The organism is Anaerotruncus rubiinfantis, from assembly GCF_900078395.1.
GTDB lineage: Bacteria > Bacillota > Clostridia > Oscillospirales > Ruminococcaceae > Anaerotruncus > Anaerotruncus rubiinfantis.
Genome location: NZ_FKLA01000009.1, coordinates 1,516,606 through 1,543,053, shown reverse-complemented (window position 1 = coordinate 1,543,053; position 26,448 = coordinate 1,516,606). Strand labels below are relative to the sequence as shown.

Annotated in this window: 27 protein-coding genes; 8 read left to right on the top strand and 19 right to left on the bottom strand. The window is 57.3% G+C overall.

Translation table 11 applies throughout. From position 1 onward, the window contains the following. Window positions 1–41: 41 nt before the first annotated feature. On the top strand, window positions 42–1,298 hold the full coding sequence (locus BN4275_RS12850; RefSeq protein WP_066458925.1) for a hypothetical protein: 1,257 nt from the start codon (window positions 42–44) through the stop codon (window positions 1,296–1,298). 86 nt (window positions 1,299–1,384) lie between these two features. Here the strand turns inward: BN4275_RS12850 and BN4275_RS12845 are convergent, their stop codons facing one another. The 11 genes from BN4275_RS12845 to BN4275_RS12795 all read right to left on the bottom strand — a co-directional run bounded on the left by BN4275_RS12845 (window position 1,385) and on the right by BN4275_RS12795 (window position 12,225). Then, window positions 1,385–1,774 (bottom strand): RidA family protein, encoded by a 390-nt coding sequence (locus BN4275_RS12845; RefSeq protein ID WP_066458923.1) that lies wholly within the window; start codon window positions 1,772–1,774, stop codon window positions 1,385–1,387. 13 nt (window positions 1,775–1,787) lie between these two features. Further along, window positions 1,788–3,041, bottom strand: a complete 1,254-nt coding sequence (locus tag BN4275_RS12840; RefSeq protein WP_066458922.1) for a M20 family metallo-hydrolase — start codon at window positions 3,039–3,041, stop codon at window positions 1,788–1,790. 45 nt (window positions 3,042–3,086) lie between these two features. Continuing rightward, a complete protein-coding gene (locus BN4275_RS12835) occupies window positions 3,087–3,845 on the bottom strand; it encodes a 3-oxoacyl-ACP reductase family protein (RefSeq protein ID WP_066458921.1) in 759 nt (252 codons plus the stop codon). A 12-nt stretch (window positions 3,846–3,857) separates the two neighbouring features. Further along, complete coding sequence (locus BN4275_RS12830) at window positions 3,858–4,856, bottom strand: ABC transporter ATP-binding protein (RefSeq protein WP_066458919.1); 999 nt, start codon at window positions 4,854–4,856, stop codon at window positions 3,858–3,860. After that, on the bottom strand, window positions 4,840–5,859 hold the full coding sequence (locus BN4275_RS12825) for an ABC transporter ATP-binding protein (protein WP_066458918.1): 1,020 nt from the start codon (window positions 5,857–5,859) through the stop codon (window positions 4,840–4,842). Before BN4275_RS12825 ends, BN4275_RS12830 begins: the two co-directional genes overlap by 17 nt. A gap of 4 nt (window positions 5,860–5,863) precedes the next feature. Further along, window positions 5,864–6,706, bottom strand: coding sequence for an ABC transporter permease (locus tag BN4275_RS12820; RefSeq protein WP_066458917.1), 843 nt, complete (start codon window positions 6,704–6,706; stop codon window positions 5,864–5,866). A 13-nt stretch (window positions 6,707–6,719) separates the two neighbouring features. Further along, window positions 6,720–7,724: an ABC transporter permease gene (locus BN4275_RS12815; RefSeq protein WP_066460424.1), complete on the bottom strand. Its 1,005-nt coding sequence runs from the start codon at window positions 7,722–7,724 to the stop codon at window positions 6,720–6,722. Window positions 7,725–7,822: 98 nt separating this feature from the next. Further along, window positions 7,823–9,511, bottom strand: a complete 1,689-nt coding sequence (locus BN4275_RS12810; RefSeq protein WP_066458916.1) for an ABC transporter substrate-binding protein — start codon at window positions 9,509–9,511, stop codon at window positions 7,823–7,825. Between the two features lie 75 nt (window positions 9,512–9,586). After that, window positions 9,587–10,522, bottom strand: a complete 936-nt coding sequence (locus BN4275_RS12805) for an acetamidase/formamidase family protein (RefSeq protein WP_066458915.1) — start codon at window positions 10,520–10,522, stop codon at window positions 9,587–9,589. 4 nt (window positions 10,523–10,526) lie between these two features. Beyond that, on the bottom strand, window positions 10,527–11,522 hold the full coding sequence (locus tag BN4275_RS12800) for an NAD-dependent epimerase/dehydratase family protein (protein ID WP_066458914.1): 996 nt from the start codon (window positions 11,520–11,522) through the stop codon (window positions 10,527–10,529). 1 nt (window position 11,523) lies between these two features. Continuing rightward, the gene (locus BN4275_RS12795) at window positions 11,524–12,225 is read right to left on the bottom strand and encodes a cyclase family protein (protein ID WP_066458912.1); all 702 of its coding nucleotides are present in this window, start codon (window positions 12,223–12,225) and stop codon (window positions 11,524–11,526) included. A gap of 414 nt (window positions 12,226–12,639) precedes the next feature. On the opposite strand from BN4275_RS12795, the gene BN4275_RS12790 reads away from it, so the two are divergent. From BN4275_RS12790 to BN4275_RS12775, 4 genes are all read left to right on the top strand, one after another. Beyond that, complete coding sequence (locus BN4275_RS12790; protein WP_066458910.1) at window positions 12,640–13,626, top strand: LacI family DNA-binding transcriptional regulator; 987 nt, start codon at window positions 12,640–12,642, stop codon at window positions 13,624–13,626. Window positions 13,627–13,657: 31 nt separating this feature from the next. Continuing rightward, the gene (locus tag BN4275_RS12785) at window positions 13,658–14,989 is read left to right on the top strand and encodes a dihydroorotase (RefSeq protein WP_066458908.1); all 1,332 of its coding nucleotides are present in this window, start codon (window positions 13,658–13,660) and stop codon (window positions 14,987–14,989) included. Between the two features lie 146 nt (window positions 14,990–15,135). Beyond that, the gene (locus BN4275_RS12780; protein WP_154018885.1) at window positions 15,136–16,164 is read left to right on the top strand and encodes a hypothetical protein; all 1,029 of its coding nucleotides are present in this window, start codon (window positions 15,136–15,138) and stop codon (window positions 16,162–16,164) included. Beyond that, window positions 16,085–16,345 carry a hypothetical protein gene (locus BN4275_RS12775; protein WP_161940206.1) on the top strand — a complete coding sequence of 87 codons (261 nt, stop codon included), beginning with the start codon at window positions 16,085–16,087 and terminating at the stop codon, window positions 16,343–16,345. The genes BN4275_RS12780 and BN4275_RS12775 overlap by 80 nt, the downstream gene beginning before the upstream one ends. Window positions 16,346–16,428: 83 nt before the next feature. Here the strand turns inward: BN4275_RS12775 and BN4275_RS12770 are convergent, their stop codons facing one another. Genes BN4275_RS12770 through BN4275_RS12735 form a run of 8 tightly spaced genes read right to left on the bottom strand, consistent with a single transcriptional unit; the run spans window position 16,429 to window position 22,972 of the window. Beyond that, a complete protein-coding gene (locus BN4275_RS12770; protein WP_066458903.1) occupies window positions 16,429–17,367 on the bottom strand; it encodes a transketolase family protein in 939 nt (312 codons plus the stop codon). Next, window positions 17,360–18,196, bottom strand: a complete 837-nt coding sequence (locus BN4275_RS12765; protein ID WP_066458901.1) for a transketolase — start codon at window positions 18,194–18,196, stop codon at window positions 17,360–17,362. Before BN4275_RS12765 ends, BN4275_RS12770 begins: the two co-directional genes overlap by 8 nt. Window positions 18,197–18,205: 9 nt before the next feature. Beyond that, window positions 18,206–19,150, bottom strand: a complete 945-nt coding sequence (locus BN4275_RS12760) for a transketolase family protein (RefSeq protein ID WP_066458899.1) — start codon at window positions 19,148–19,150, stop codon at window positions 18,206–18,208. Next, window positions 19,150–19,986, bottom strand: coding sequence for a transketolase (locus BN4275_RS12755; protein ID WP_066458897.1), 837 nt, complete (start codon window positions 19,984–19,986; stop codon window positions 19,150–19,152). Before BN4275_RS12755 ends, BN4275_RS12760 begins: the two co-directional genes overlap by 1 nt. Window positions 19,987–20,023: 37 nt before the next feature. Beyond that, window positions 20,024–21,052, bottom strand: a complete 1,029-nt coding sequence (locus tag BN4275_RS12750) for a zinc-dependent alcohol dehydrogenase (RefSeq protein ID WP_066458895.1) — start codon at window positions 21,050–21,052, stop codon at window positions 20,024–20,026. 16 nt (window positions 21,053–21,068) lie between these two features. Then, a complete protein-coding gene (locus tag BN4275_RS12745; protein WP_066458893.1) occupies window positions 21,069–21,731 on the bottom strand; it encodes an aspartate/glutamate racemase family protein in 663 nt (220 codons plus the stop codon). Between the two features lie 26 nt (window positions 21,732–21,757). Next, window positions 21,758–22,585 (bottom strand): SDR family NAD(P)-dependent oxidoreductase, encoded by an 828-nt coding sequence (locus BN4275_RS12740; RefSeq protein ID WP_066458889.1) that lies wholly within the window; start codon window positions 22,583–22,585, stop codon window positions 21,758–21,760. A 36-nt stretch (window positions 22,586–22,621) separates the two neighbouring features. Next, window positions 22,622–22,972 carry a cupin domain-containing protein gene (locus BN4275_RS12735; protein WP_066458887.1) on the bottom strand — a complete coding sequence of 117 codons (351 nt, stop codon included), beginning with the start codon at window positions 22,970–22,972 and terminating at the stop codon, window positions 22,622–22,624. 385 nt (window positions 22,973–23,357) lie between these two features. Here BN4275_RS12735 and BN4275_RS12730 point away from each other — a divergent pair, with 385 nt between their 5' ends. From BN4275_RS12730 to BN4275_RS12720, 3 genes are all read left to right on the top strand, one after another. Further along, complete coding sequence (locus BN4275_RS12730; protein ID WP_066458885.1) at window positions 23,358–24,347, top strand: LacI family DNA-binding transcriptional regulator; 990 nt, start codon at window positions 23,358–23,360, stop codon at window positions 24,345–24,347. Window positions 24,348–24,680: 333 nt separating this feature from the next. Next, window positions 24,681–25,625: a ketopantoate reductase family protein gene (locus BN4275_RS12725; protein ID WP_066460422.1), complete on the top strand. Its 945-nt coding sequence runs from the start codon at window positions 24,681–24,683 to the stop codon at window positions 25,623–25,625. Between the two features lie 105 nt (window positions 25,626–25,730). Then, window positions 25,731–26,420 (top strand): cyclase family protein, encoded by a 690-nt coding sequence (locus BN4275_RS12720; RefSeq protein ID WP_066458884.1) that lies wholly within the window; start codon window positions 25,731–25,733, stop codon window positions 26,418–26,420. Window positions 26,421–26,448: the final 28 nt, after the last annotated feature.

Sequence of the window (26,448 nt, the reverse complement as noted above, 5' to 3'; positions counted from 1 at the left end):
GACCCACTGGGCCGACTGGCGTGACCGGCCCGCAGGGGCCAATGGGATTTCCGGGACCCGCTGGCCCGAGAGGAGCCACAGGAGCTACTGGGGTCACGGGTGCTACCGGCGCTGCCGGCTCAGATGGAACAGCTGACACCATTGTCATACGCAGCACCACCACCGGTGAACCCGGAGAACCGGCACAGGTGCATGACGCGACCGGAGGTCCAGTCCATCTGCTCGACTTCGTGATTCCGCGTGGTGAAATTGGACCTACTGGAGCAACTGGTCCCACCGGCCCAACCGGTGCTACCGGTGCTACCGGCGCGACTGGAATAGGAACAACCGGTGCGACTGGCGCGACCGGACCGACTGGGCCCACCGGGCCTACTGGCGCGATCGGCGCTACCGGCGCGACTGGAATAGGAACAACCGGTGCGACTGGGCCAACCGGGCCCACTGGGCCCACCGGACCCACTGGCGCGATCGGCGCTACCGGCGCGACTGGAATAGGAACAACCGGTGCGACTGGCGCGACCGGACCGACTGGGCCCACCGGACCCACTGGCGCGATCGGCGCTACCGGCGCGACTGGAATAGGAACAACCGGTGCGACTGGCGCGACCGGACCGACTGGGCCCACTGGACCCACTGGCGCGATCGGCGCGACTGGAATAGGAACAACCGGTGCGACTGGCGCGACCGGACCGACTGGGCCAACCGGGCCCACTGGACCCACTGGGCCGACAGGAGAAACCGGAATGGCGGCGACTATCCGAGTCGGTACAGTAATCACCGGTGATCCTGGAACTGATGCACAGGTAATCAACTCCGGCAATGAAAACGACGCGATATTCGACTTCGTTATTCCGCGCGGCGAACCAGGCGGCGGCGGTACGCCCGACGTGCTTGCCACGGTCGACTCTACCGACCAGTCAACCTCCGCAGGCGTTGCGCTGACATTCAACGAAACGCCGCTCATCTCCGGGAATGCCATAACCCACCAGGCGGGCAGCCCTGACATCCAGATCCATCAGCCCGGCATCTATCAGGCCTCATTCCATGGCACCGCCTCGCCCGAACCCAATACAACGATCCCCTCCACACTCCTGGCGCAGCTCTATCTCAATGGGGCTCCAGTCGCGGGCGCTACGGCAAACCACACTTTCACCGCCTCAACCGAAGCAGCGACCATGACCTTCTCTGTGCCTTTCCGTGTGGACGGCGCCGCAACGTTGCAGGTCGTCGCCAGCCAGGCAGGCTTTCTCTTTGACGACATCGCTCTGACCGTTATCCGTCTTGGCGACGCGTCCTGACCCATTGTCATATCTGGATAGATATCCGACAAACAAGAATGAGGAACGGCACCGCCGTTCCTCATTCTTTTATCCTTTCGATCCATTCAGTTTGGCAGGACGGCCACCGCTTCGATCTCGATGACCATGCCGTTATTGAATTTCCCAATCTGCATCGTGCTGCGCGCGGGCGGGTCCACGGGGAAGAATTTTTTATATTCCTCGTTGAACACCGCGAAATCATCAATATTACTGACAAAGACCAGCGTTTTCACCACATGCTTGAGATCGGTGCCCGCGGCAATCAGGATCTGCTCCAGATTTTTGATCGCCTGCCGGGTCTGTAGGACGATATCGCCTGGGCCGACCATCTCCTGCGTCACTGGGTCGTTCGCGGTAACACCCGCTGTAAAGACAAAATCTCCCACGACAAATGCCTGCGAGTACCAGCCGCCCGGATTCGGGGCCTTATCAGTTGTAATTCTTTTCAGTTCCATTTTATTTCGCTCCTTATTCCCAATCGTTTTCGCAAAGGTCAATAAACGTTCCCAAAAGGGTGTTCGCGCCAGCTTCCAGGTCCTCCGGCGTCGTATATTCCTCGGGGCAATGGCTGAGTCCCTCGTTCGAGCTGCGTAGGAAGATCATCCCCATCGGCATAATCCGCTCGATGTTGACCGCGTCATGGCATGGGAAGCTGATCATTTCAGTGTGCGGGATACGGTGTCCCTCCGCTGCTTTATGGATAGCGGACATCAGACGCGGATGGCAGTGAGACGGCCGTTCGTCGATGGTCGTTGTGACCGAATAAGTCAACCCGCGTTCGCTGCATTGCTTTTCCACAAAAGCAATCAGATCGTCATAGAACTTCTGCCATTTTTCGTCGTCGGCCTCCCGGTAATCGACCGGGATGACCGACTGGCGCGCAATGATGTTATGTTCGGCCGGATCGGACTGGATGTAGCCGACCGTGCCGCGGGTGTTCGGACTCAGGGTCTTTGCCAGCCGTTCCACCTCGCACGCGACTGCGGCCGCCGCCGCAAGCGTATCATGCCGGTCCTCCATCGCCATGCCGCCAGCATGGCATGAGATGCCGTTCAGCGTGATATAGAACTGCTTGATCCCGGCGATATCGGTCACGACCGCGAGCGGCAGATCATGTTCAAGCAGATAGCGGCCCTGTTCGATATGTACTTCGATGAAGCAGCAATAATTTTTCGGGTCAATGATGCTGTCCTCGATATTGTCCGGGTCAAGTCCCATGCCAAATTCACGCATCGCGTCCCGCAGTGGCTCGCCGGTGAACCGGTGCTTGGTGACATCGGGGTAGTCGTGCGGCAATACGCCGCACATCGCCTTGCTGCCGAAGGTACCTCCCAAAAACTGGCTTGCTTCCTCATTCACAAAGGCGACCATCTCAATCGGGCGGCGTGGTTTGTAGCCGTTGTCCCGCATGGTCTGCAGCGCTTCTAGCGCGGTCATAATACCCGTGAGGCCGTCAAATTTCCCACCGTTCGGGACCGTGTCGAAATGCGAACCGGAAAGGATCGCCGGAAGGTCTTCCGTTCCCTCCATACGCCCATAGATATTCCCCACGGTGTCGACGCGTACGCCGAGCCCAGCCTCTTCCATCCATTTTATCAGTAGTTCGCAGGCCTCTTTATATTCCGGAGTCCAGGCAAATCTGCTGATCCCCCCCTGCGGGTCGGCTCCGATGGAACCGACCTGCTGCTGCCGGTCCCACAGGCGGGCTTTGTTAATTTCCATATTCCAGACACCTCTTCCAATCTTTCATTTGCGCCATCCGGATGCTCAAAGCATCACATCGCCAAGGTTCGGTCCAAGCGTCTGGCCCGTATAGAGGTTTCCGTCCGGTTCCGACGCCAGAAAAATCGCGGACGGGACTACCTCTTCCACCTCTCCGAAACGCGGCAGAACCAGTTCCGCCGCCTTGCCCCTGATCCATTCCTCGCTCACTTCGCCCATCAGCTGGGTCACAATCGGGCCGGGAGCCACACAGTTCACAGTGATGCCGTACGCACCCACTTCCCGCGCGAGCGATTTGGTGAAGCCGATCATCCCGGCCTTTGCGGCGGAATAATGACAATGCTCGACGCTGCCTTTCTGTCCGACCTGTGACGCAATGTTGATGATACGGCCGAATTTCCGTTCAATCATATGCGGCACAGCATAGCGGCAGGTGAGAAAAACGCTGTTCAGATTCACGGAAATTGTCCGCTGCCAGTCTGTGAAGCTCATGTCGGTGAGGCGTTTCGGCTTTGAGATGCCCGCGTTGTTTAGGAGAATGTCAATCCTTCCAAATTCCCTGATCGCCGTATCGATGAGCTCCTTTGCGGTCTCCTCCTGTGAAATATCCCCTTCCGCCAGGATCACCCGGACGCCGTTTTGTTCCAGCTCCTGCCGAAAAGCTTCCATTTCGGCGGCCGGATGCCCATAATAGTTGAGCACCAGGTCGGCGCCTTCCCGGGCAAAACCCTCTGGGAAGCCGCGGCTCATGCCTTTCCCGGCGCTCGCCCCTGTGATCACCGCAATTTTACCTTTTAATCTCATTGGGATCCTTCCTTATTCATTTGATTTCGCTGCGTCCGCACCGCATCCGGCGCAGTCATGGCAGGATTTCGCATGGTGGCATTTGACGAAATGGCCCGGCTCGATCTCCACCATCGCTGGATTTTCGGTAAAGCACCGTTTCTCCGCTTCTCCGCAGCGGGAAGCCAGCGCACAGCCCTTCGGCAGGTTGATCGCGCTGGGGATCTCGCCGGTAAGCCGGTAACGGCTGCGTTTCACGTCCGGGTCCGGCACCATGACCGATGCGAGCAGCGCCTTGCTGTAAGGATGCGCAAAATTTTTAAAGAGCTGCTCCACCGTGCCGTATTCCATGATCGAGCCCAGATACATGACCGCCACGCGGTGGCAGAGATACTGGATCGTGCTCAGGTCATGGGAGATGAAGAGGTATGAAACCCCCATTGCGTCCTGCAGGCTGCGCAGAAGATCGTTAATTTCCGCGCGGATTGAAACGTCCAGCGAGGAGGTCGGTTCGTCGAGCACCACAAAGTTCGGATGCGCCGCGATCGCGCGGGCAATACCGACGCGCTGTTGCTGGCCGGCGCTGAGCTGATGGGCGTACTTGCCGTAGTTGTCCTCCCGCAGGTGCACCATATCGAGCGCTTCCTTGGTGAGCTGCTCCTGCTGTTCCAGGGAAAATTCGCGGCTGACCTTCAGTGTGTTCTGTACCGTATCCCATACGGTGACGCGCGGGTTCAGCGAATAGTTCGGGTCTTGAAACACCATCTGCATCTCCTTGCGGATGAGCGCCTTCTGGTTTTTTGTAAACCTGGAATAGTCCACGCCTTTATAGACCAGTTTTCCCTTCGTCGGCTTGATGAGGTTCAGAAGGCAGCGCCCCACCGTGGATTTTCCGGAACCGCTTTCACCGATCAGTCCAAAGGTTTCGCCCGGACGGATATCAAATGAGATATCATTGACGGCCGTGATGTTCTTTTTATAGCCCACCGGGAACAATTTCGTCAGATTTTTCACTTCAAGAAGATTGTCCATCGTGTGTACCTCCCTTAATCGCCGCCGCAGTCTTGCAGGCCGCATCGATATTGCAGCATTTCACAAAATGCCCCGGCTCCACTTCAACCATGCCGATATCCCCGACCCTGCATCCTTCACAGGCAAATTTGCAGCGCGGATGGAAAAGGCAGCCGTCCGGCAGATTCATCGGGTCCATGTTGTTCTCCCACATCTTCTCCTTGTGGGCCGCGTTCCGGTATTCCGGCAGCGAATAGAGCAGGTGCCGGCTGTAGGGATGCACCGGGTTTTTATAAAACTGTTCAACCGGCGCGAATTCCACAATCTGCCCGCAGTACATGATGGCAATCTCGTTGCAGCACTGGGCCACAACACCCAGGTCGTGGGTGATGAAGATACCGGACATGTCGCGTTCGCGCAGCATTGTAATGATGAGGTCCATGATCTGCGCCTGCACGGTCACGTCGAGCCCGTTGGTCGCGTCGTCCGCGATCAGCACGCGCGGGGAGTTGATAAGCGCCATCGCAATCATGCAGCGCTGCGCCATACCGCCGCTCAGTTCGTGCGGATAGGATTTCGCGCGCTGCCCGATGTCGGTGAGCCCCACCGCCTCGAGCATCTTGAGCGTCGCGTCCCACGCCTCCTTTTTGGTGCATTTGTTGTGCGCGCGGTAGACGTTGGAAATCTGCTCGCCCACCGTCATCAGCGGATTCAGATGCCCGCGGGCGTTCGCCGCAATGAGCCCCACCGCGCTGCCGCGGTACTGCTGGAGTTCCTGTTCCGAAAGCGCGAGCAGATCGACCTTCTCATCGAAGATCACCCTGCCGGATTCGATGAATCCCGGTTTGCGCACAAACCCGAGCGCGGCGGACGCAGAAACGGATTTTCCCGATCCGGATTCGCCCACAAGCCCGATCAGATGCCCCTCCTCCAGAGAGATATTCAGCCCGTTTACAATATGTGAAGTGCCGTGCGTCAGATGAAAGCCCACGCGCAGATCTTCGATTTCCAGAATTTTATGCATGTTCCTATCTCCTCTCCGGGTTCAGATAAATGCGCAGGAAATCCCCAAACAGCGCGAAGCCGAACACCGTTACGCCGATGCAGACGCCCGGGAAGAAAGCCGCCCACCACTGTCCGGTCAGGATCAGCGGCGCGCCGATCGAAATCATCGAGCCCCATTCAGGGGTCGGCACATTGACGCCCGCGCCGATATAGCTGAGCCCCGCTGTCAGGAGGATTGCGCCGCCGATGTTGATCGAAGCCTGCACCAGCGCCGGACGCAGCGAGTTCGGCAGAAGTTCCTTGAACATGATGCGAAGCGGCGACATTCCGGCGGCCTGCGCCGCTTCGATAAACGGGCGGCTTTTCATGGCCAATACTTCGCCGCGCACAAAGCGGGTATAGATTGGGACGTTCACAAAGGCTACCACCATCAGGATATTCTGGGTGCTGTTGCCAAGCACCGCCACCAGCGCCATTGCGAGGATGAACGCCGGAAACGCCTGGATAAGATCCGCAAGGCGCAGGATCACTTCCCCGACCAGCCCCTCATAGTAACCGGCCAATAGCCCGATGGGAATGCCGATCAAAAGCGAAACGAAGGTCCCGCAGACGCCGATGACCACGTCGATGCGGATTGCGTAGATACAGCGGGAAAAGACATCCATTCCGGTTTCATCGGTCCCAAAGAGATGCGCAAGGCTCGGACCCAGCCGGGCATGCGCCGCGTTGGTCATCTCCGGGTCATACGGGGCCACAATCGGGGCCAAAACGCCCAGCAGGATGATCACCAGCATCAGGATCAGCCCGATTGTCCCCTGTTTATTCTTTTTGAGCATGACAAAAAAGTCATTGATTGCTTTTTTCATAGCCATCCACCCCTTAATACTTGATCCGCGGGTCGATTATCATCTGGATCAGGTCCAAAATCAGGTACAGCACCATCGAGAACAGAGTTGCAACCAGGATGAACCCCTGAATGGCCACGTAGTCCTTGTTGGAAAGCGCCTGTGTGACATACTGCCCCAGGCCGCCCCAGGCGAATACCTGCTCGATGAGCACCGCGCCGCCCAGAAGGTAGCTGTAGATATTGCCGATCACCATCAGAACGGCAGGCAGTGAATTTTTGAGCGCGTATCCGCGCACCACCTTCGGCGCAAGCCCCATCAGGCGCGCATGGTGGATAAAGTCGGAATCAAGCACCTCGCCCATGGTGGAATGGGTCATCTTCATGATCGCGGCGCCGTTGATCAGTCCCAGTGTGATCACCGGCAGGGCCAGGTGCTGCGCCGCGTTCTTGAAGGCGGCACAGTTGCCGGTGAGGATACTGTCGAGCAGGTACATGCCTGTGATCCTCTGCGGCGGGATCATAATGACGTCAAGCCGGCCGATCGGGGCCGGGGCAATGCCGAGCACTGTAAAGAAAATATAGATGAGGATCAGCGCGAGCCAGAAGTCCGCGAACGAACCGGCCAGCATGCCGTAAACATTCGAAATCTTTGCGACGACACCCTTCGGTTTTGTGACCGAGAACACCGCCAGGAACATTCCGAGCACCAGGGAAACCATGATGCTCAGGGTGATGAGCTCAAAGGTTGCCGGGAAACGTTTGATCAGGTCGTCGAGCACATTGCTGCTCGTGAACATCGACCGGCCGAGATCACCGCGGAACACGTCGCCGATGTAGATGAAGAACTGCTGGAGAACCGGTTTGTCCAGACCCATTTTTTCGGTCAGCGCGGCGATGGTGTCCTCATAGGCAAACGCACCGGCCAGAACATGCGCCGGATCGCCCGGAAGCATGCGGATCAGCACGAAGGCGACAAAGATGACGCCGAAAAAAAGCGGAATAAAGACCAGGAGCCGTTTCCCCAGGTATCGCAGCATTTTCAAGGTAATTCCCTCCTTATTCCGGGGAAGGGAGGCGCTTCCTCCCCTCCCCGGATACGGTCAAACAGTGATTGGGCGCTTCAAAATTTTCGGGGTTATTGCCGGGACATCCGATTCCAGTGGATCTGCTGGATGGTATCCCACTGGGGGTTCACGATGTCGCTGGTGACAGCCAGGTCGAAGCCGGGTTCCGCGATGTACAGGCAGTACGGATCCTCCCAGACGAGGATCTCCTGCAGCCGGTCAGCGCATTCGGCACGTACAGCCGCATCGGTGGTGGACATCATCCTGGTGATCAGCTCGTCGACCTCGGCGTTCGAGTATTTGCCGCAGTTGTTGATCGAACCGGTCAGCGCGCCAAGCTGGAGCGCAAAGCCCGCGTCCGGGACACCCGCCGAGTCGATAAACGCGTAGAGGCTTTCAAAGCTCTTGTTCGAGAGGTGGTTATAGTAGTCACCGGCCTGCATCTTCTCGATCTCCATATTGATGCCGATCTGTTTGAAGCTCGACTGCATCAGCAGCGCAACCTGTTCGGCCTGGGTGTTGGTGTTGTCGACCGAGATCTTGCAGGAAAAGCCGTTCGGATAACCTGCTTCGGAAAGAAGGGATTTGGCTTTTTCAAGGTCGTAGGTATACTGGAAATATTGGTCGGTATACAGCGGATAGGTGGAACAGACGAGCGATTTAAGCTGCTTGGCCTGGCCGAGGTAAACGGTGTCGATGATATCCTGATATGGAATTGCAAAAGACATCGCCTGGATGACCTTCGGGTTCTGGAACTCTTCGACCTCGTGGTTGACGCCGACAATAAAGGTCTTGTTGCCGTCGTAGTGCATGGCCTTAACCTTGTCGTTGCCGGAGATCTGCTGCAGCTCGGTGGTGAGCAGCTTGGTGGCCGCGTCAACACTTCCGCTCATCAGCATCGAGGCGCGGTTGGAGGACTCGGGGACCTCGAGGATGATGACCCGCTCAAACCAGGGCAGGTTCTCCTTGTCCCAGTAGTCATCGAAGCGGTCGAGAACAACGCGGGTACCCGGTGTGTATTCAACCAGTTTCCAAGGGCCGAAGCCGGAAGCATGGGTGGAGGCCCAGTCGGTTGCGTCGGGGTCCTCCGCAGTCTGATGCGCCTGGAATTCCTTGCTGTCAAGGATGAGACCGCAGACATGGGTCAGGAAGGCCTCACCGATCGGGTTGGCCGCGTCCATGGTGATCTTGACGGTGTACTTGTCGATCTTCTCGATCTGGTCCATGCTGTGAAGCTGCTGGCTCTGGGCGCCGAAGGTACCGGTGTTGCCCATGACGTTGAAGCCGCGCTGCCATTTGTAAATGAAATCATCCGCGGTCAGCTCGTTGCCCGCGTGGCTCATGACGCCCTCACGGAATTTCAGGGTAATAACCTGTCCGCCTTCGCTGACCTCCCAGGACTCCGCCAGCGAGCCGACGATCTTTTCATAATTTGGCAGGATAAAGCCGGTTGACTCGTCGTAATAGGTCTCGAACGCAAGCGGGGAATCGTAGAGGTTGCGTTCGAGTTCCTGCGCCTCAGCGGTGTACTGGAACTCATTGTCGCAGCCGTTTGGCAGTTCAGGAACCGCCCAGATCAGGGTCTTTTCGCGGCTCACTTCCTTGAGCTGCGCGCCGTCCGCCGCCGTGGCGGTTTTGCTCTGTGCGGCGCCGCCGCTCGCGTCTCCGGATGCCGCCGGTTCGGTGGTGCTCCCACAGCCTGAGAACAACAGTGTCAGCGCCAACATGAGGGTAAGCAAAAGAGAGACTGCCTTTTTCATTTGAATCCTCCTAAATTTTACCGGCAGGACCGGTTTATTTTTGGGGTTGCCATTCTCTATTCCAAAAAACCGCTCTCACGGCTTCAGAATCGCATCTTCCCGCAGCATGGCGTGTACGCCGCGCCGCCCGTTCACAATCTGTGTGATCCGCAGGTCCACCGCCACGCTGCAAAGCGCGAGCGCCTCCTTTGGGGAATAACCGAAAAGCTTTTGCATCAGTTTTGCCATGTCTCTGAGCGCGATATATGCCGCGTCGGTGAGATCCTCCGCGAAACCGAAGGTGATCCATCCGGCCGGGGTTTTGCAGACTGGCCGCTCGATCTCCCAGTCGGAGAGCCCAAATTGTAAGCGCACTTCGCGCATCGGGCACTCGATCGCGGTGCATCCGCATTCGCCGTCCCCCTGTGCCGCGTGACCGTCGCCGGTGGAAAAAAGCGCGCCCTCCGCGAAAACCGGCAGGTAGAGGGTACTGCCCGGTACGATCTCTTTACAGTCGAGATTCGCGCCGAACCGATCGGGCAGATGGGTACGCGCGGACGCAACCTCTGCCGGCGCCACCGCAAACACGCCCATGAATGGATTCATCCGTACCCGATGGCCTCTTTGGCTCACACAGACTCTGTTTTCCACATCGATCTGCCAGCGCAGAAAATATTCTGCCCCGGAAAAGCCGATGCGCCTGAGATGGTCAGGATCTCCGCCGCCGACCCGGCTCCAGCCCCAAGTGTCCGGCACGATCGATTCAACGGTGACCGCCAGCGCCATGCCGGGCCTCGCCCCGCGTATTGCGACCGGCCCGCAAAGCGCGTGCCCAGCGTCGCGTTCGGTACGCTGAGTAAAAAAGTCCCCTTCTTCAGAGGCTTTAAAATCGGTTTCCCGGATGCGCCAGTCGGCTTCGAGCGTCTGAAAGGCCACTGTATCGCCCGGGTTGACGGTCAAAACCGGCGGATAATCCTTCGAAAGTGAACTGCGCAGCGCCGCTCGAGATGGAAAAAGCTTGTAGGTGCTCATCCGTTCACCTCTTCGGTTCGGTGAGGGTCAGCTCCGGATATCGAAGCGCCCATTCCATGTAATGCGCCGTTGCGCGTTCAAAATCGTAAACCGGCCTGAACCCGGCGTCCTCCTCCAATCGGGACATATCGAACATCCCATTGTCCGGCACGCTGAAAAAGCTGACATTCGGCTCTTTCTCCGGGTCGATCTCATATGTAAAGTCCGGGATATAGGTCCTCAGCAGTTCACAGAAGTCCGAAACCGGCCATCGCGAAACGCCACCGCAGTTATAAGCGAAGTGGCGAAGTTCTTTCGCTTCCAGCACGGCCTTCACTGCAAGCGCGGTGTCAAGCCCGTAAATCCAGCCGGTTGCGCCGGGTTTTGAGAGCACCGCCTTCTCATGCCGCAGCGCCCGGTAAACCGCCTGGCATGGCGCGCTCATCGTGTCGCGCACGCCGGTGCGGTATTCCCACGCGCCGAACACATCCCCCAGCCGCAGTGAAACCGCGTCGGTCCCGTGCAGCTCGGCATAGCGCCGCACCAGGCGCTCGGCCGCAAATTTGCTGGTTTCATAGGTGCTTCGGGGATTCTTTACTACATCTTCAAAAACAGGGTCGTATTGCTGCGCCGAATCTCCGTAGACCGCAACCGAGCTTATGTAAACAAAGCGATTCACTTTGTGTTTGGCGGCCGCGTTCAGAACATTGAGTGTTCCCAGGCAGTTGACCTGCAAAACGGTGCGCATCTGCTCCTTTTCACGATCCCGGTTTGGGGTGATTGCCGCTGCATGCACCACGAAGTCGATCCCATACTTTTCCATCACCTCGGCAATGCGTTCCTCCGAAAGCACGTCCCCCTCTTCCCACACGACCCTGCCGGGCTTTTCCGACAGCATTTGCGCCGCCTGCGGAATCATCGGGCGTTTTGAATAGACGACGACCTGATGGCCGTCCCCGGCAAGAACTTCGGCAATGTTAATCCCCACAAAGCCGGTCCCGCCTGTCAAAAGAACCTGCATCTCAGTTTCCCTCCTCAATTACGGCGAAGGCACGCACCGGGGAACCGGATCCGCCTTTTAAGCGCAGCGGAACCCCATAGAACATGAACTCGCCCTTTCCCAAAAGCTCTTCCAGATTCACGAGCCACTCATAATGCGCCAGCTTCAGCTCACGGCAGGCCCGGTGGCTGGGAAACAGCTTTTTGTCAAGTATATCGGTCGACGGGCCTTCCACCCCGTGCATCCGGGAGCCGTGCTTTGCGAGCCAGCGCACCACCTCCGCGGAGATCTCCGGGTTCATGCGCAGCAGGTCGTCAGAGGGGTAATATTTTTTATGGATACCGGTGCAGAAGAGGACGATGTGCCCATCGATCTTGACGCCGGCCTTCTCCTGCGCCGCCAGAACATCCGCAACTGTAACGGTGCCGCGCGGCGGGATCTGCCGTAAATCCAGACAAACCGCTTTCCCAAAGAAGAGATCGAGCGGCATTTCGTCCACGGAAAGGCCCTGCGGATCCATGTGGAAAAAAGCATCGACATGGGTGCCAGTGTGTTCGGTCATGCCGATGTAATTCCATGCCGAAGTGAATGGATCGTCCGGCGCGCCGCTTCCAAAGGCTTTGGAGTCCTCATGGGTGACCATATTCAGGTAGACGTTTCCGGCAAAGTCCCGGTTGGCGAGCATATTGCTTATGATTGGCATTGATAAATCGACAATCCGCATCTGGGCGATACCTCCAAGCTTTGTCTTTTAACCGCTTTCAAATACAGAGAAAACATTTGGAGCACATTCAAAAATTCTTGGTTCATTTTTTGTATTTTCCTTTTTCTTCACAACCTTTGGCAAATATTTTGTAACCGCTTGCAACAATTTCATTATAAAGCTAATTTTTAAAAAGACAATAATTATTTTAATAAAACTGAATTTTTGTTAAATATGCAAATAAATTAATTCATTTGCTATCCAATATCAACAATTTTTTAGATTTCACTAATATTTTGTTTGCTTTTTTTCGAATTTGCATATATATTTTTATTAACGAAATTGAAAACGGTTAAAATTATTGAAATCCTTACCCGGTTTTGCTATAATTAAGAAAAATGCCGTCCAGAAGGAAAAGAAGGGGATTTTACCGACATGAACATTTACGAAGTCGCCAAGAAGGCAAAAGTCTCTGCCGCGACCGTTTCCCGTGTCATCAACAACAAGCCGAACATCAGCGCCAAAACCTACGAAAAGGTGATGTCCGTCCTTGCGGAGACAAACTACTCCCCCAACGCGATTGCACGCGGGCTGGCCCTGAATTCGATGAACATGGTCGGAATCGTCGTCGACGATATCCGCAACCTTTACCGTGCCAACGTTGTTTATTACCTGGAAGACCTGCTCAGCAAAAACAATTACAATGCGGTCATCTTTAATGCCGGCACCAAGGGGGATTCGCTCTATCCCCTGATTTTGCAGCAGCGGCTGGACGCGCTGATCTTTGTCGGTTCGTCGATGAGCACCCCACAGGTTAGGGAATTTATCCAAACACATTTCTCCCAGCAGCCGGTCCTCATGTATAACGGCGAGATCGACCTGCCCAACGTCCTCACGGTCATCTGCGACGAGTCTGCCGGGATGCAGCTGCTGGCAGATCACCTTTACCGCACCGGACGCCGCAAACCGATCTATGTGGATTTCAGCAACACGCTGGCCAGCCAGCGCAAATTTCAGGGATTCCGTGAAAAACTTGATGACCTGCGGGTGGAGTTTGACGATTCGCATGTGTTCCTCGCGCCCTCGGATGATTTCGACGGCGGCTGCGCGGCCGCGAAACGCGCGATTGAAAGCGGTTTAAAATTTGATGCCGTGGTCTGCAGCCTGGACCTGCTCGCAATGGGGGTCCTCTATACTTTGCAGCAGTACGGCTTCAACATCCCCGGGGATATTTCGGTCACCGGATTTGACAATCTCACTTACGGTAAAATCTCCGCGCCGTTTCTGACCTCCATCGACGGCAACGCGGAAGTTATGGCGAATGTAGCCGTCGAGCGGCTTATCGCCTGCATCAGCGGAGCGCCCGTTTCCACCGAACCTGTTTACATCGCGCCTTCCCTGTTCCTGGGCGGCACGACCTGATAGAACTGTAAAAAGAGAGGAGCCTGTTTTCATGTTTGACGCCGTTTTTCAGAACGCATGTGTCGTGCTGCCAGATGCGGCCGATCCTGCCGACGTGGCCGTGCAGGATGGGAAAATTGCTGCCATCCTTCCCGCGGGCAGCGGTGCGGCCGCCCAAAAATCCTATGAACTGCGCGGAAAAATTCTCTTCCCCGGTGTAATCGACAGCCACGCCCATGTCACCTACTGCGGGGACATCGCATCCGGCTCGTATACGGCCGCAAGCGGCGGCGTGACCACCCTGATCGAAATGCCGACCTCCGGTTGGATGCCTTACGTGATGGACGCGGGGGTATTTTCCAAACGCGTCGCAGAGATCAACAGCACTTCTGCTGTCGATTTTGCCTTGTGGGGTGGGATTTCCCCTCAGGCGCCCGAAAAGGCACAGGAGCTTATCGCCTGCGGCGCAGCCGCATTCAAGGTCTTTCTGAGCGACGCGGGGGACTACCGTTTTTTTACCGACGAGGATCTGCTCAAGCTGTTCGCGCAGGTGAAGGAATCCGGCACACTGGTCGGCGTGCATGCCGAAACCGAATGTATCTGCGCCGCCGCCCTGCGCGCGGCGGGCTGCGGCCCGCAGGCACATAGCGACAGCCGCCCGGTGGTTTCGGAAGTTCTGGCTGTTTCCCGGCTATGCGCCGCGGCGCTGCACGAAGGCGTCCGGGTCCATGTCTGCCACATCTCCGCGCCCGAGGTTGTGGAAACAGTCGAAATGTTCCGCCGCCGCGGCGGGCGGATCTTCGCGGAAACCTGCCCGCATTACCTGCTGCTGACCGACGAAGACGTCATCCGCTGCGGCGCTTACGCCAAATGCGCCCCGCCGATCCGCTCCCACGCGCTGGTGGAGGGGCTGTGGGAGAAGGTGCTCTCCGGAGAAATAGACATCATCGGCAGCGACCATGCCGCCTATCCCGAAACGCAGAAGGAAAAGGGCTTCTGGCAGGCGCCTGGCGGATTCCCCGGGCTTGACCTCATTCTGCCCGGGCTTTACAGCGAGGGGGTCCGCAAGCGCGGAATGAGTCTTTGCCGCCTTGCTGAAATCACCTCCGCCAACGCGGCAAAAGCCTTTCAGCTCGATTCGCGCAAGGGTTCTATCAAAGTGGGGCTGGACGCGGACTTCGCGGTGCTCGATCCAAATGCCGAGTGGGAATTTTCCGCGGCGGACACCTTTTATAACAACAAATCCGCAAAATATCCCTACGAAGGAAAAAGGCTCATCGGAAAGGTAATACGCACCTTTGTGCGCGGCAGGGAAGTTTTCCGCGACGGGACGCTCACCGACAAAAACGCCGGAGATTTTGTCCCCGCACGCGCCGGCGTATAATAGCAAATCCCCCAAACGGACGGGCGCGGCGGCACTGCCGCCGCGCCCGTCCATTTGCTTTCGCACAGAAAACGCGGTATACTGATTCCATTACCGAACCAAAAGGACTGAAAACAATGCGGATTCCACCGAAAGATCCCGCCGGTATGGAACAGGAAATCCTCCGGAATTTTGCGGTTCCATATGCGGAAAATACCGGCAGCCTGCCGCTTCTCGAAAAGTGCCTGCGCGGCGGCCTGCCCGTGAAGGAGATTGTGGAGCGGCTGACCGGTTCGCGCAACACCCTGCTTTATGACCGCTCGGGCAGGCCTTCGCTCATGGTACGCGTGCCGAAATTTTATCTTGACGAAGTGCTGCCGGGTGCTGAGCACCGCCCGCACCCGATGTTTGCGGACGGCACGGACTATATATACCTTTCCAAATATCAGAACACGATGGAGGACGGCCTCGCCTACAGCCTGCCCGGCCGCGACATCAAAAACTTCATCAATTATGACGAAGCCCTCGCCTGCTGCGCCGAAAAAGGCAAGGGCTGGCATCTGATGAGCAACTTTGAGTGGGCGGGACTCGCGCTCTGGTGCCGCGCCCATTCGCTGAACCCGCGCGGAAACAACCGCTATGGGGCCGACTGCGCCCGTCCCGAAGAATGCGGCGAACCGGCGGCTTTCATGCCGGACGGAAGGCCTTCCCGGGTCCTCACCGGCAGCGAACCCGCCGCCTGGTCGCATGACGGCACATTGGACGGCATTTTCGACCTGAACGGAAACGTCGCGGAATGGGTGGGCGGACTGCGGATGCGCGACGGAAAACTGCTGCTGCTGCCGGAAGCGCTTGACGCCAGCTCGGATGCCCAGCGGCGCGGCAGCCCGTACTGGCATGCCCTCCTGCCAACGGGGGAACCCGTCCCGCCGGATGCGAAATATGCCCTGCATTTCGACTACACCGCGGCCCCGCCGCCCGCCGGCGGCATTCGACTACACCGCGGCCCCGCCGCCCGCCGGCGGCACGCCCGCGTTCGCGCTTTCGGACGCGCGGCGCTACCGGCAGGAGGACTACATGCACAAAACGCCCGGCGTGGACGAAACCTACGGGCATATGCGTTTTTGCGACTTCACCGCGCTTTCCGGGGTGGATGTCCCGGAAATCCTGCGGATCGCCTGCATCTTCCCTTCTGATGAAAAATGCGCGCCCGGCGACCTGTATTTTCGCAATAACGGGGAGATGGCCGCCCTGCGCGGCGGCCACTGGTACCATGGACAGAGCGCGGGGATCTTCTGGCTGAACCTCGCGCACCGGCCGGAATACCGGGCCGAACGGATTGGCTTTCGCTGCGCCTATCTTCCCGCAAATCCCTGAACAAACCATGGAAAAAAGCTGTCCGCGTCCCGAAAAACGGGACGCGGACAGCTTTTTCGTATATCAAGAATGTAGGAGAAAGCTCATTTGAGCATTGCGAGCGCCTGTTTTTCGATTCCCGCGGCGTCGATGCCGAAATATCCGAGCAGCTCCGGCAGGGTACCCGCCGTGCCGAAAGTGGTCATTCCGAGCCGTTTGCAGCTTTCCATGGCGATGCCGCTTTCCGCGATGTACTCGAGCACCGCGCTGCCAAGCCCGCCGTATATGGTGCCGTCCTCGACGGTCATGACCCTCCTGCAGGAGGCGAAAGCGGCTTCCAGCGCTTCGGTGTCAAGGGGTTTAATCGTGTGCATATCCAACACCTTCGCGCACACGCCCTTTTCCCGCAGCCGGTCGGCGGCGATTGCCGCTTCCCCGACGCACGGGCCCGCGGCGATGATCGCCAGGTCATTGCCGTTGTCGCGCACCGAGACTGCTTTGCCAAGGGTAAACTGCTGATCCTTGGGATAGATGACCGGCGTGGCGCCGCGGCCAAGCCGCAGGTAGACCGGCCCGTCAATTTCCGCAACCAGCTTCACAAATGCCTTTGCCGCCACAGCGTCCGCCGGACAGACGACCGTGAGGTTCGGGATGGTACGCATGAGCCCAAGGTCCTCGGTGCCCTGGTGGGTGACGCCGTCGGTGTCGCCCGAAAGACCGCCCAAGCCCGCCACAACCTTAACATTCAGGTTTGGGTAGGCTACGAAGGTGCGGATCTGTTCGGCGGCGCGCATCGAAAGGAATGGGCTGTAGCCGACCGCAAAGACGGTGTAGCCTTCGCTCGCCATTGCGGCGGAAGCGGTGATCATATTCTGTTCGGCAATGCCGAATTCAAAGTAACGGTCGGGATATTTGCCCGCATATTCGCCCAGCGCGAACGAACGGTAAGTGTCCGCCGAAGCAACCAGGATTTTATCGCAGGTTTCGGAGAGCGCCATCACGCCCTGCCCAAAACCGGTGCGCGTAGAAACCATATCAGGCATACTGTTCCACCGCCTTTCCAAGTTCTTCCATTGCGATTCGGTATTCTTCCGCGTTCGGCGCCTTCATGTGCCAAAGGTATTGGTTCTCCATAAACGAAACACCCTTGCCTTTCGTGGTCTTGGCGATGATGACCGAAGGGGTGCCCTTGCGCTGCTTCGCGGTCTCGACCGCGCGGCGGATCGCCTCGATATCGTGGCCGTCGATGACCTGGGTATCCCATTTGAAATCGCAAAAACGCGCCTCCAAATCACCAAGATCCTGGATCGAAGCAACCGAACCGCCGCTTTGCAATCCGTTATTGTCGATAAAGAGGATGAGGTTGTCGAGTTTCGCGTTGCCCGCGTAGAGCGCCGCCTCCCAGACGATCCCCTCCTGGATTTCGCCGTCGCCCGCAATGGCATAGACCCAGTGATTCCTGTGATCCTTCTTACCAATCAGCGCCATGCCCAGCGCGGCCGAAACGCCGTTGCCGAGCGAACCGGTCGTCATGTCGACGCCCGGACATTTGCGCATGTCCGGATGGCCCTGTAGCTTGCTCGCAAGCATCCGGTACTGCATCAGGTCCTCCTCCGGAAAAAATCCTCGTTTCGCGAGCGCCGCGTAGTAGAGTGGGCAGGCGTGCCCTTTCGAGAGGACAAACCGGTCGCGGTCCTGCCAATGCGGGTTGGCCGGATCGACATTCAGGATGTCGAAATACAGGGTGGCGACCATCTCCGCCATCGAAAGGCTCGGCGCAATATGCCCTGTCTTGGCGTGGTTGACCATCTCCACCGCTTTTCGGCGCAGCTCATAGCTGATTTTATAAAGTTCTCTGACCTTTTGATCCATCGTGATCCCTCACCTTCCCTTTTCCGAAACCGCGTCCCGGGCAGCCTGCTTGATCGAATCCACGTCGATTTTGAACTCCCTGACCAGATCTTCATAGGCGCCGCTTTCGGTGAAGCAGTCGCGGATGCCGACCGTTTCAAGCGGGACGCAGACGCGGTTCTTCGCGAGCGTCTCCGCAACCGCGGTGCCAAGCCCGCCGAGGATCGAATGCTCCTCCGCGGTCACGATCGCGCCGGTTTCGCGCGCGGCCGCGAGCACCGCTTCACAGTCGAGGGGTTTGATCGTGAACATATCGTAAACCCGTGCTGAAATACCCTCCGCGGCCAATTCTTCGGCCGCCTTCTTCGCACGGTAAACCGAAAGCCCGTACGCGAAGATCGAAAGGTCCGCGCCGTCGCGCAGCTGTTTCGCCTTGCCGATGGTGAAGCTTTCTCCCGGCTGATAAAGCGGGTCATATCCGCTGCGGGAAAGGCTCACATAAGCCGGCCCGTTGTAATCTTCGATGAGCGTCCTGACCATCCAGTCCACCATAACCGGGTCGCTCGGGGACATCACCAGCATACCGGGGATGCCGCGCATGACATTGATATCGTCGAAGCTGTGATGGGTCGCTCCGTCATAGCCGCCGGTCAACCCGTTATTTCCACCGATAAGCCGGACGTTCAGTCCGGAATAGGCGATCAGGCTCTTGGCGCTCAGGGCGCAGATGCTCGCCACAAAGGTGGCGAAGGTGTTGATAAACGGGATGTAGCCGCTGCTCGCGAAGCCCGCGGCCATCGAAACCATGTTGGCTTCGGCAATCCCGACGTCAAAGAACCGGTCGGGGCATTCCTGTGCAAAAAGGACCGATTTTGTACTGGTGGCGAGATCCGCGTCGAGCACGACCACCTTTTCATTCGCCTTGCCGTATTTGCGCAGCGACTCTCCATATACATCACGTAAAGCCTGCGGCATTATTTCGCCCCCCTTAGTTCGCGCATCGCCAGTTCATATTCCTCATCGGTGATGGCTTTGCCGTGGAATTTGTTGGTCCCCTCCATGAAGGAGACGCCTTTGCCTTTAATGGTATTTGCAAGCACGACCCGCGGCATGGGATCGGCTGCATTTTTAGCGGCTTCGATCGCATTATAAAGCTGGGCGATGTTGTGCCCGTCGCATTCGTAGACCTTCCACCCGAAGCTCGCCCACTTCGCGGCCAGATCGCCGATCGGCATGACGTCTTTGGCCAAACCATCGAGCTGGACCTTGTTCCAGTCCACGATCGCGACCAGGTTGTCGCACGCAAATTTCGCGGCGGACATCGCCGCCTCCCAAACGGTTCCCTCATTGAGTTCACCGTCGCCGAGCACCGGGAATATGTACCCGCCCGCCTTCGAGAGCTTTTTCGCGCAGGCCATACCCACACTGGCGGAAAGCCCCAGGCCGAGCGGCCCGGTGGAAAGCTCCACGCCGGGGGTCTTTTTCGAGCAGGGATGCCCCTGCAGACGGCTGCCCGGCTGGCGCAGGGTCTTCATCTCTTCTTTCGGGAAGAAGCCCTTTTCACAAAGGCACCGGTAGAGCATCGGCGCCGCGTGCCCTTTGCAGAGCACGATACGGTCGCGCCCCGCGTCATGCTGGTTTTCGGGCGTGATGTTGGCGCACTCCATATAGAGCGTGACCAGGATTTCGCAGACGGACAGCGAACCGCCCGCGTGGCCGGTCTGGACCGCGTGCAGCAGTTCGACCGTATCGATCCGGAATTGTTTACATAAGGCGTCCAGCTCCTGGACGCGCGTTTCAGTCAACGGCATAGTATTCTCCTCTCAAAACAGTTTGCCTATAGGACGCTCAGCCGGGATTCTTGTGAAAGCGCAGCACGATCTTCCCGGTCTGCGGCAGACGCGCGGCGGCGTGTTCGAACGCCTTTTGGGTGTCGGCAAAATCAAACACATCGGTGATCATCCGCCGCGCGTGCTCCTGGTAGAGCTTGAATCGGGAGATGACCGGCACGAACTGGTGCATCTGCAGCCGCGAGGCGACGATTTTAAGCTGTTTGCGCATCGCGATGTATCCGTCACAGGTAAACGGCACGCCTGCCACCGGGACAAACCGCCCGGCCGGGGAAAGAATTTTGAACGCGTCCTCGGCAAATCTGGGGATGCCCGCGCAGTCGCACACGATGTTCGGACCGACCCCTTCGGTGATCTCCATCACCTTTTCATTGACGTCTTCTTTCTTCGCGTCAATAACATGCTGCGCGCCGATTTCCCTTGCGAGCGCGAGCCGCCCGTCGCTGACCTCGCTGATCATGACGGTGGCGCCCATATGGATGGCGGTGTCCGCCAGCATGAGCCCGATGGGCCCCGCGCCGTGGATGAGCATCGTGTCCTCCGGCTCGAGCTCGGCACGCGAACAGACCTGCCCCGCGATGGTGTACGGCTCGATGAGCGCAGCTTCGTCCCAGCTGATCCAATCCGGAAGCTTGTGCCACTGGTGTTCGCCCGCGACGAAGTATTCCTCCATGCCGCCGCTCATGTTGCAGCCGGTCACATGCAGGCTGCTGCAAACATTTCCCTGTCCTTTGCGGCAGGCGTAGCAGGTGCCGCAGTAGTCAATCGGCTCATGCACGACCCGGTCCCCCACTTTGAGGCTTTTCACGCCGCTGCCCACTTCTGTGACAACGCCGGCAAATTCATGTCCGGGGATGCGTTTCGCGCCCACAGACTGGGAATGCTTCCCTTCAAAAATCTTGATGTCGGTGCCGCAGATTCCGCAGGATTCAACCTGCACTTTGACCGAATGTGCGTCTTTGAGCTGCGGCTCCTCGACGTCGGCAAAATAGGAACAATCCTTGCCTTCAATCACGAACGCTTTCATTTGCGATTCCCCCTGCTTATAAGCTTTTGAGCATCTCACGGACCGCCAGCGCGCAGCTCTTAGGGCTGGTGAGCACCGGCACCGGGATCACTTTGTTGAGCGGCTCGTCCAGCCGCGCCATCGAACCCTGCGCGAGCAGGATGACGTCTGTTTCCTTCGCGAGCTGCTCCGCGGCTTCAGTGACCAGCCTGTCGTGGGTCTCGGGGTCTCCGGAGCCGAGCGCCTGATATGCGCCCTGCGCCACCCGGCTGATGATCTCCACATCCTTGCCGGCCGCTTCCGCCTTCTGGCGCAGCAGCTTCACAGTCGGCTCGATGGTGGTTTCCAGACTTGCGATTACGCCGACCTTCCCGCCGGCGGCAACAGCGCGCATGGCCATGGCGTCGTCGATACGGATCACCGGGACGGAGTATTTCGCATCCGCCGCCTGGGCGACCTGCCCAACCGAAGAGCAGGCAATGACCACCATCTGCGCGCCCGCCGCGATTGCGCTTTCGATATGCAGGAAGGTGCGCTTCTCCACGTTTTCGTCCGGCGCGCCGGTACGCATGACGTCGCGGATGAGGCTGTCGTCCGCGATGCAGATCAGCTCGCAGTCCTCGAGCGTGTCGTTCAGAATCTTTTTAAAGTTGTTGACCAGCGGGCCAAACGAAGTAAAAATGACGGCTATCTTCTTCATGACAAAAACCTCCTGATCTTTGGTTCTTAGGAATCCTGCTCGGCGAAACGTTTCTCCTCGAGCACAAAGGTATCCCCGGCGGAGGAGCCGCCGTCCACAAAGATTGCCTGTCCGGTGACATGGACGCTGCCGGGGGACAGCAGGCTCACCACCGGCCCCACCAGCCATTCGGTGCGTCCCGGCACGCCGCGCGGGATGCTCGCGACACGTTTCTGGAAGCTTTCCGGGTTCTGTTCAAGCTGCTTGCGGTTGATGTCAGTCACGATCAGGCTCGGGCAGATACAGTTTACATTGATGTCTTTCTTGGCCCACTCGATCGAAAGCGAACGGGTAAAGCCGTTGATCGCGGCTTTGCTGGCGGCGTAGGCGGTGTAATAGGATTTTCCCTGGATCGAACTCAGGGAGGAAATATTCACCACCCGGCCTTTTTTCGCTTTGAGCATATAGCGGCCGACCGATTTGCAGCAGATCACGATGCCGGTGAAGTTGACATCCATGACCTTGTTGAACTCCGCCATGGTGATCGCCGAAAGGCTATTGATGATATTGATGCCCGCGCAGTTCACAAGCCCGTCAATCTTTCCGAAATGGGCATGGATCTGATCCACCGCGTCGTTGACCGCCTGTTCGTTTGTCACATCGGCGGGCAGCGCCAGCACATCGGCGCCGGGATAGTCCGCATGCAGGCTTTCCACCGCGGCCTCGCAGTCCTTCGGGAAGAGCCCGATGATGCCCACCTTCGCCCCAAGGCTCACAAATCCTCTGCACAGCTCCAGCCCGATGGTGCCGGTGCCGCCGGAAACGACGATCACTTCGTCCTTGATACCGAACAGATTTTCCAAGGTATACTTCATATGACCAGCTCCTTTTGGTTTTATGGTATGGACGGTTTACCGGTAGAGGATGAGCGCGATCATCTCAATCGGCTCGTCCCCCGTGGCCTCGATGCTGTGTCCTTCCCCGTCGCCGGTGAAAGTGACGTCTCCCGGCCCGACCTCAACAACGGTCCCATTGTCGTTAAAAATTCCTCTGCCGCTGAGGATATAATAGGTCTCGGACTCGCCATCATGCACGTGATAACCGATGGCACTGCCCGGATAAACGGTTGTGTGCGCGAAAACACGGCCTTTCTGATAAAGTTCTTCAGGGCCGTTGAGCAAGCTGCGGACAGTGATCTCATTTTTGCCGCCAAACGGCGCCGGCTTACGTTCGGAATGCTTCTCATTGCTTCTTCTAACCATAATTTTGCTTCCTTCCAAAGTATTTGGGTGACATCGATGTCACCCTGTCGACAAAACTAAAATAACACATCCTTTGGCTGAAATCAATGGTTTTTTGAAAATTTTAGAATATTTCTTGCTTTTTCGGATACACTTTTTGTTTTCTCAAAATCCAAATTGTGATATCGATATCACTTTTACATGTAAAACTGTCTGTTTTAAGTAAAATGGACGAATTTTAAAAAAATTTTGAAATATTCATTGCCAATGCGATTTTTATATAATATTATAAAATCAACTGCATAACTTCAGATCCATGCAAAGGGGCCGTGATGAGAAGCGGCATCGAGTCAGCACCGGGTTTTCCCCTGCCGGGATCTGCATAAAAAAGGAGCGTTTAAATTTCATGACGATTTACGATATCGCCAGGCAGGTGGGCGTCTCACCAAGCTCGGTATCGCGCGTGATCAACAACAAGCCCGGCGTGAATCCCGAAACGCGTCAGAAAATCCTGCGTCTGGTGGAGGAAAATAACTACTCGCCCAACGCAATCGCCCGCGGGCTGGTGAACCAGTCCTCAAAGACCATCGGCATCCTCGTTGCCGATATCCGCAATATCCACCACACCGACGGCGCTTACTACATCGAGCGGGAGCTGGTCGGGCGCGGCTACTGCTGCATCATCCTCAACACCGGGCACGAGGACAGCGAAAAGGTCAATGCGATCGACATCCTCAAACGCCGCCGGGTCGAAGGCGTCGTGATGATGGGTTCGATTTTCCAGTGCAGCGCGGTGAAAGATGCAATCACGCAGTGCCTAAGCGACATCCCGGTCGCAATCATCAACGGCTGGATCGATCTGCCGAACGTCTATGGGATCCTTTCGGATGAGTTGGGCGGGCTGCAGTCCTGCGTCCAGCTGCTGATCGAAAAAGGGCGGCGCAGGATCGCGTTCATCTGCGACAAGCCCTATAACCCCAGCAACCGTTTGAAGGAAAAAGGCTATCTCATGGGGGCGGAATCGCTCGACATCAACGCCGCCGAATGGAGTTACCGAACCGAAAACGCCTTGGAAGGCGGATACGAAGCGACCCTCCAGGTTCTGCGGGAACATCCCGATGTGGACGGGATTGTCTACGGAATCGATCTGCTCGCGGCGGGCGGCCTGCAGGCGCTGCACGACAAGCAGATTGATGTCCCCGAACAGATCGCGATCGTTGGGGTAAACAATTCGATGTATGCGGAAATCTGCACCCCGCCGCTCACCTCTCTGGACAATAAGCGCCTCGAAGCGAGCATCATGGCCGCGCGGATCATCATCGACACCCTGTCCGGCCAGAAGCCTTCCCGCAGAATGGTCCTGCTGCCCGAACTGGTCGAGCGCAAAAGCACCTGACCGCCTGTCCCAAACGCATCCGCGTGCCGCGGATGCGTTTTTTGTTGCAGTTTCAGCGAAATCTATTGCAGCTTTGTTTCATTTCAAAATAGAGAGAAATCGATGGCATTAAGACCGAAAATACATTTTCGGGCAATTTAGCTTAAATTTACAATAATTTTTAGTGCATATTGCAAAAATCATTAGCAAATCTATTGCAAAATGATTTTGAAGTTGTTAAGATGATTTTGCACAAAAGGTGCTATCGATTTCATGATGCACATCGAAATTTCACAGCTGATCCGCATCGGATCACTGCCGAAAAACTTAGACACACTGAAAGGACTATGTTTCATGAGGATTGCAATTCTTGGCGCAGGTGCAATGGGAATGCTCTTTGGCGGGCACCTGTCCCGGAAAAATGAGGTGACGCTGATTGACATCGACCAGCAGAAGGTCGATGCGGTAAACCAAAACGGAATCACAATCTGCAACCCGGACGGGACGCGGACAAACGAACATCCGCACGCGACCACCGACAGTTCCGGCATGCCGCCGGCCGACCTGATTATCGTTTTTGTCAAGGCAATGTTTTCCCGCAGCGCTCTGCAGGCAAATAAAGCCCTGATCGGCCCCGCCACCTACGTGATGACCCTCCAGAACGGCTCCGGGCACGAGGAAGTCCTCCGGGAATTCGCTCCGCCTGAACGGATCATCATCGGCACCACCCAGCACAACAGCTCGATCTCGGACCGCTCCACCATCAACCACGGCGGCGGCGGAAAAACTGTGATCGGACGCCTGGAAGGCGAACTCGAAGCGCTCCGGCCGATTTCGGAAAGCTTTACCGCATGCGGCATTGATACGGAACTTTCCGACCAGATCCGCAAGATGATCTGGAACAAGATGTTTTTGAATGTTTCGGCAAGCGTACTGACCGGCGTTCTGCAGACAAAGCTCGGCTTCCTGACCGACAACGAATATGCCTGGTCGCTCACCGAACAGCTCCTGCGGGAAGCTGTCCGGGTTGCAAACGGCGACCAGCTCGGCTTTGACGAGGAGGAGGTGGTGGACCGCGTCAAAAACCAGATCATAGCGGCGCACGACGGCTACACCTCGATCTACGCCGACCTGCGGGACGGCCGCAAAACCGAAGTGGACACGATCAACGGCAGCGTCGTGCGGGCAAGCCGCCGCAATGGAGTCCCCGCTCCCTGCCACGAGTTTATTGTCGCGCTTGTCCACACCAAAGAAGCGCTCAACGCGGCCGCGGCTGAAAAATCCGCAGGCGCACAATAACGGCGTAAACAGATCAGCAATGCGTGATCTTTTATTTCAGCCGCGGCCGGCAACAGAAGGTATCATTCCGGCGCGGCCAGGAGAAAATCTTAAGGAGGAGACAAAATGAATGGATATTCACTTGGCGATGGGCTCCGGGTCATCGACCTGACCAAAACTCTGGATCCCAAAACCGAAACCCGTCGCTGCGGGCTGACCCGTTTCAACACGGGCGGTCCGATCCCCGATTTCCACACCATTATGGATCTGACCAGCCATCTGGGGACCCACGTGGAATGCCCGTACCACCATAACGACAACTGGACCGATGTGCAGGCGCTGCCGCTCACAACCTTCATGGGACGGGCGATCTACGTCAACATCGAACATCTCGCGCCGAACAGCCACATCATGCCGGCGGACATGGAAAAAGCCTGCGGCGACTTTCTAAAGGAGGGCGACATCGTCATCCTGGACAGCCCCTATCGCATCCCGCCGTTCACCGAGTTGACCAACACCCCGGACGACAAACGCCTGTTCATCTGCCGTGAAACCGCCGAGTGGTTCCGCGACAAAAAGGTGAAATGCGTCGGGTTTGGCGACGGCGTTTCGATCGAGAACAACTACGAGGACGTCTGCGCCTTCCACGACATCCTGATGGAAAAGGATATCGTGTTCCTGGAGGTTCTCAAGAACCTTGACCAGCTTTCCTCCCGGGTATTCTTCATGTCCTATTCCCCGCTGCCTATCAAAGGGCTGGATTCCTGCCCCGTGCGCGCCTACGCAATCGAGGGCCTCAAGGAATTCAGTGAATAATATAACGTCATAAAAGGAAAGGAAACTT

Excerpts from the sequence above, each read along its gene's own strand:
- BN4275_RS12825 (WP_066458918.1), bottom strand. The coding sequence starts at position 5,859 with ATGCATAAAATTCTGGAAATCGAAGATCTGCGCGTGGGCTTTCATCTG.
- BN4275_RS12830 (WP_066458919.1), bottom strand. The coding sequence starts at position 4,856 with ATGGACAATCTTCTTGAAGTGAAAAATCTGACGAAATTGTTCCCGGTG.
- BN4275_RS12730 (WP_066458885.1), top strand. The coding sequence starts at position 23,358 with ATGACGATTTACGATATCGCCAGGCAGGTGGGCGTCTCACCAAGCTCG.
- BN4275_RS12780 (WP_154018885.1), top strand. The coding sequence starts at position 15,136 with ATGGAACAGGAAATCCTCCGGAATTTTGCGGTTCCATATGCGGAAAAT.
- BN4275_RS12745 (WP_066458893.1), bottom strand. The coding sequence starts at position 21,731 with ATGAAGAAGATAGCCGTCATTTTTACTTCGTTTGGCCCGCTGGTCAAC.
- BN4275_RS12765 (WP_066458901.1), bottom strand. The coding sequence starts at position 18,196 with ATGGATCAAAAGGTCAGAGAACTTTATAAAATCAGCTATGAGCTGCGC.
- BN4275_RS12760 (WP_066458899.1), bottom strand. The coding sequence starts at position 19,150 with ATGCCGCAGGCTTTACGTGATGTATATGGAGAGTCGCTGCGCAAATAC.
- BN4275_RS12810 (WP_066458916.1), bottom strand. The coding sequence starts at position 9,511 with ATGAAAAAGGCAGTCTCTCTTTTGCTTACCCTCATGTTGGCGCTGACA.
- BN4275_RS12820 (WP_066458917.1), bottom strand. The coding sequence starts at position 6,706 with ATGAAAAAAGCAATCAATGACTTTTTTGTCATGCTCAAAAAGAATAAA.
- BN4275_RS12750 (WP_066458895.1), bottom strand. The coding sequence starts at position 21,052 with ATGAAAGCGTTCGTGATTGAAGGCAAGGATTGTTCCTATTTTGCCGAC.
- BN4275_RS12740 (WP_066458889.1), bottom strand. The coding sequence starts at position 22,585 with ATGAAGTATACCTTGGAAAATCTGTTCGGTATCAAGGACGAAGTGATC.
- BN4275_RS12720 (WP_066458884.1), top strand. The coding sequence starts at position 25,731 with ATGAATGGATATTCACTTGGCGATGGGCTCCGGGTCATCGACCTGACC.
- BN4275_RS12845 (WP_066458923.1), bottom strand. The coding sequence starts at position 1,774 with ATGGAACTGAAAAGAATTACAACTGATAAGGCCCCGAATCCGGGCGGC.
- BN4275_RS12800 (WP_066458914.1), bottom strand. The coding sequence starts at position 11,522 with ATGCAGGTTCTTTTGACAGGCGGGACCGGCTTTGTGGGGATTAACATT.
- BN4275_RS12785 (WP_066458908.1), top strand. The coding sequence starts at position 13,658 with ATGTTTGACGCCGTTTTTCAGAACGCATGTGTCGTGCTGCCAGATGCG.
- BN4275_RS12835 (WP_066458921.1), bottom strand. The coding sequence starts at position 3,845 with ATGAGATTAAAAGGTAAAATTGCGGTGATCACAGGGGCGAGCGCCGGG.
- BN4275_RS12795 (WP_066458912.1), bottom strand. The coding sequence starts at position 12,225 with ATGCGGATTGTCGATTTATCAATGCCAATCATAAGCAATATGCTCGCC.
- BN4275_RS12725 (WP_066460422.1), top strand. The coding sequence starts at position 24,681 with ATGAGGATTGCAATTCTTGGCGCAGGTGCAATGGGAATGCTCTTTGGC.
- BN4275_RS12840 (WP_066458922.1), bottom strand. The coding sequence starts at position 3,041 with ATGGAAATTAACAAAGCCCGCCTGTGGGACCGGCAGCAGCAGGTCGGT.
- BN4275_RS12805 (WP_066458915.1), bottom strand. The coding sequence starts at position 10,522 with ATGAGCACCTACAAGCTTTTTCCATCTCGAGCGGCGCTGCGCAGTTCA.
- BN4275_RS12850 (WP_066458925.1), top strand. The coding sequence starts at position 42 with ATGGGATTTCCGGGACCCGCTGGCCCGAGAGGAGCCACAGGAGCTACT.
- BN4275_RS12790 (WP_066458910.1), top strand. The coding sequence starts at position 12,640 with ATGAACATTTACGAAGTCGCCAAGAAGGCAAAAGTCTCTGCCGCGACC.
- BN4275_RS12815 (WP_066460424.1), bottom strand. The coding sequence starts at position 7,724 with ATGCTGCGATACCTGGGGAAACGGCTCCTGGTCTTTATTCCGCTTTTT.
- BN4275_RS12775 (WP_161940206.1), top strand. The coding sequence starts at position 16,085 with ATGCGTTTTTGCGACTTCACCGCGCTTTCCGGGGTGGATGTCCCGGAA.
- BN4275_RS12755 (WP_066458897.1), bottom strand. The coding sequence starts at position 19,986 with ATGCCGTTGACTGAAACGCGCGTCCAGGAGCTGGACGCCTTATGTAAA.
- BN4275_RS12735 (WP_066458887.1), bottom strand. The coding sequence starts at position 22,972 with ATGGTTAGAAGAAGCAATGAGAAGCATTCCGAACGTAAGCCGGCGCCG.
- BN4275_RS12770 (WP_066458903.1), bottom strand. The coding sequence starts at position 17,367 with ATGCCTGATATGGTTTCTACGCGCACCGGTTTTGGGCAGGGCGTGATG.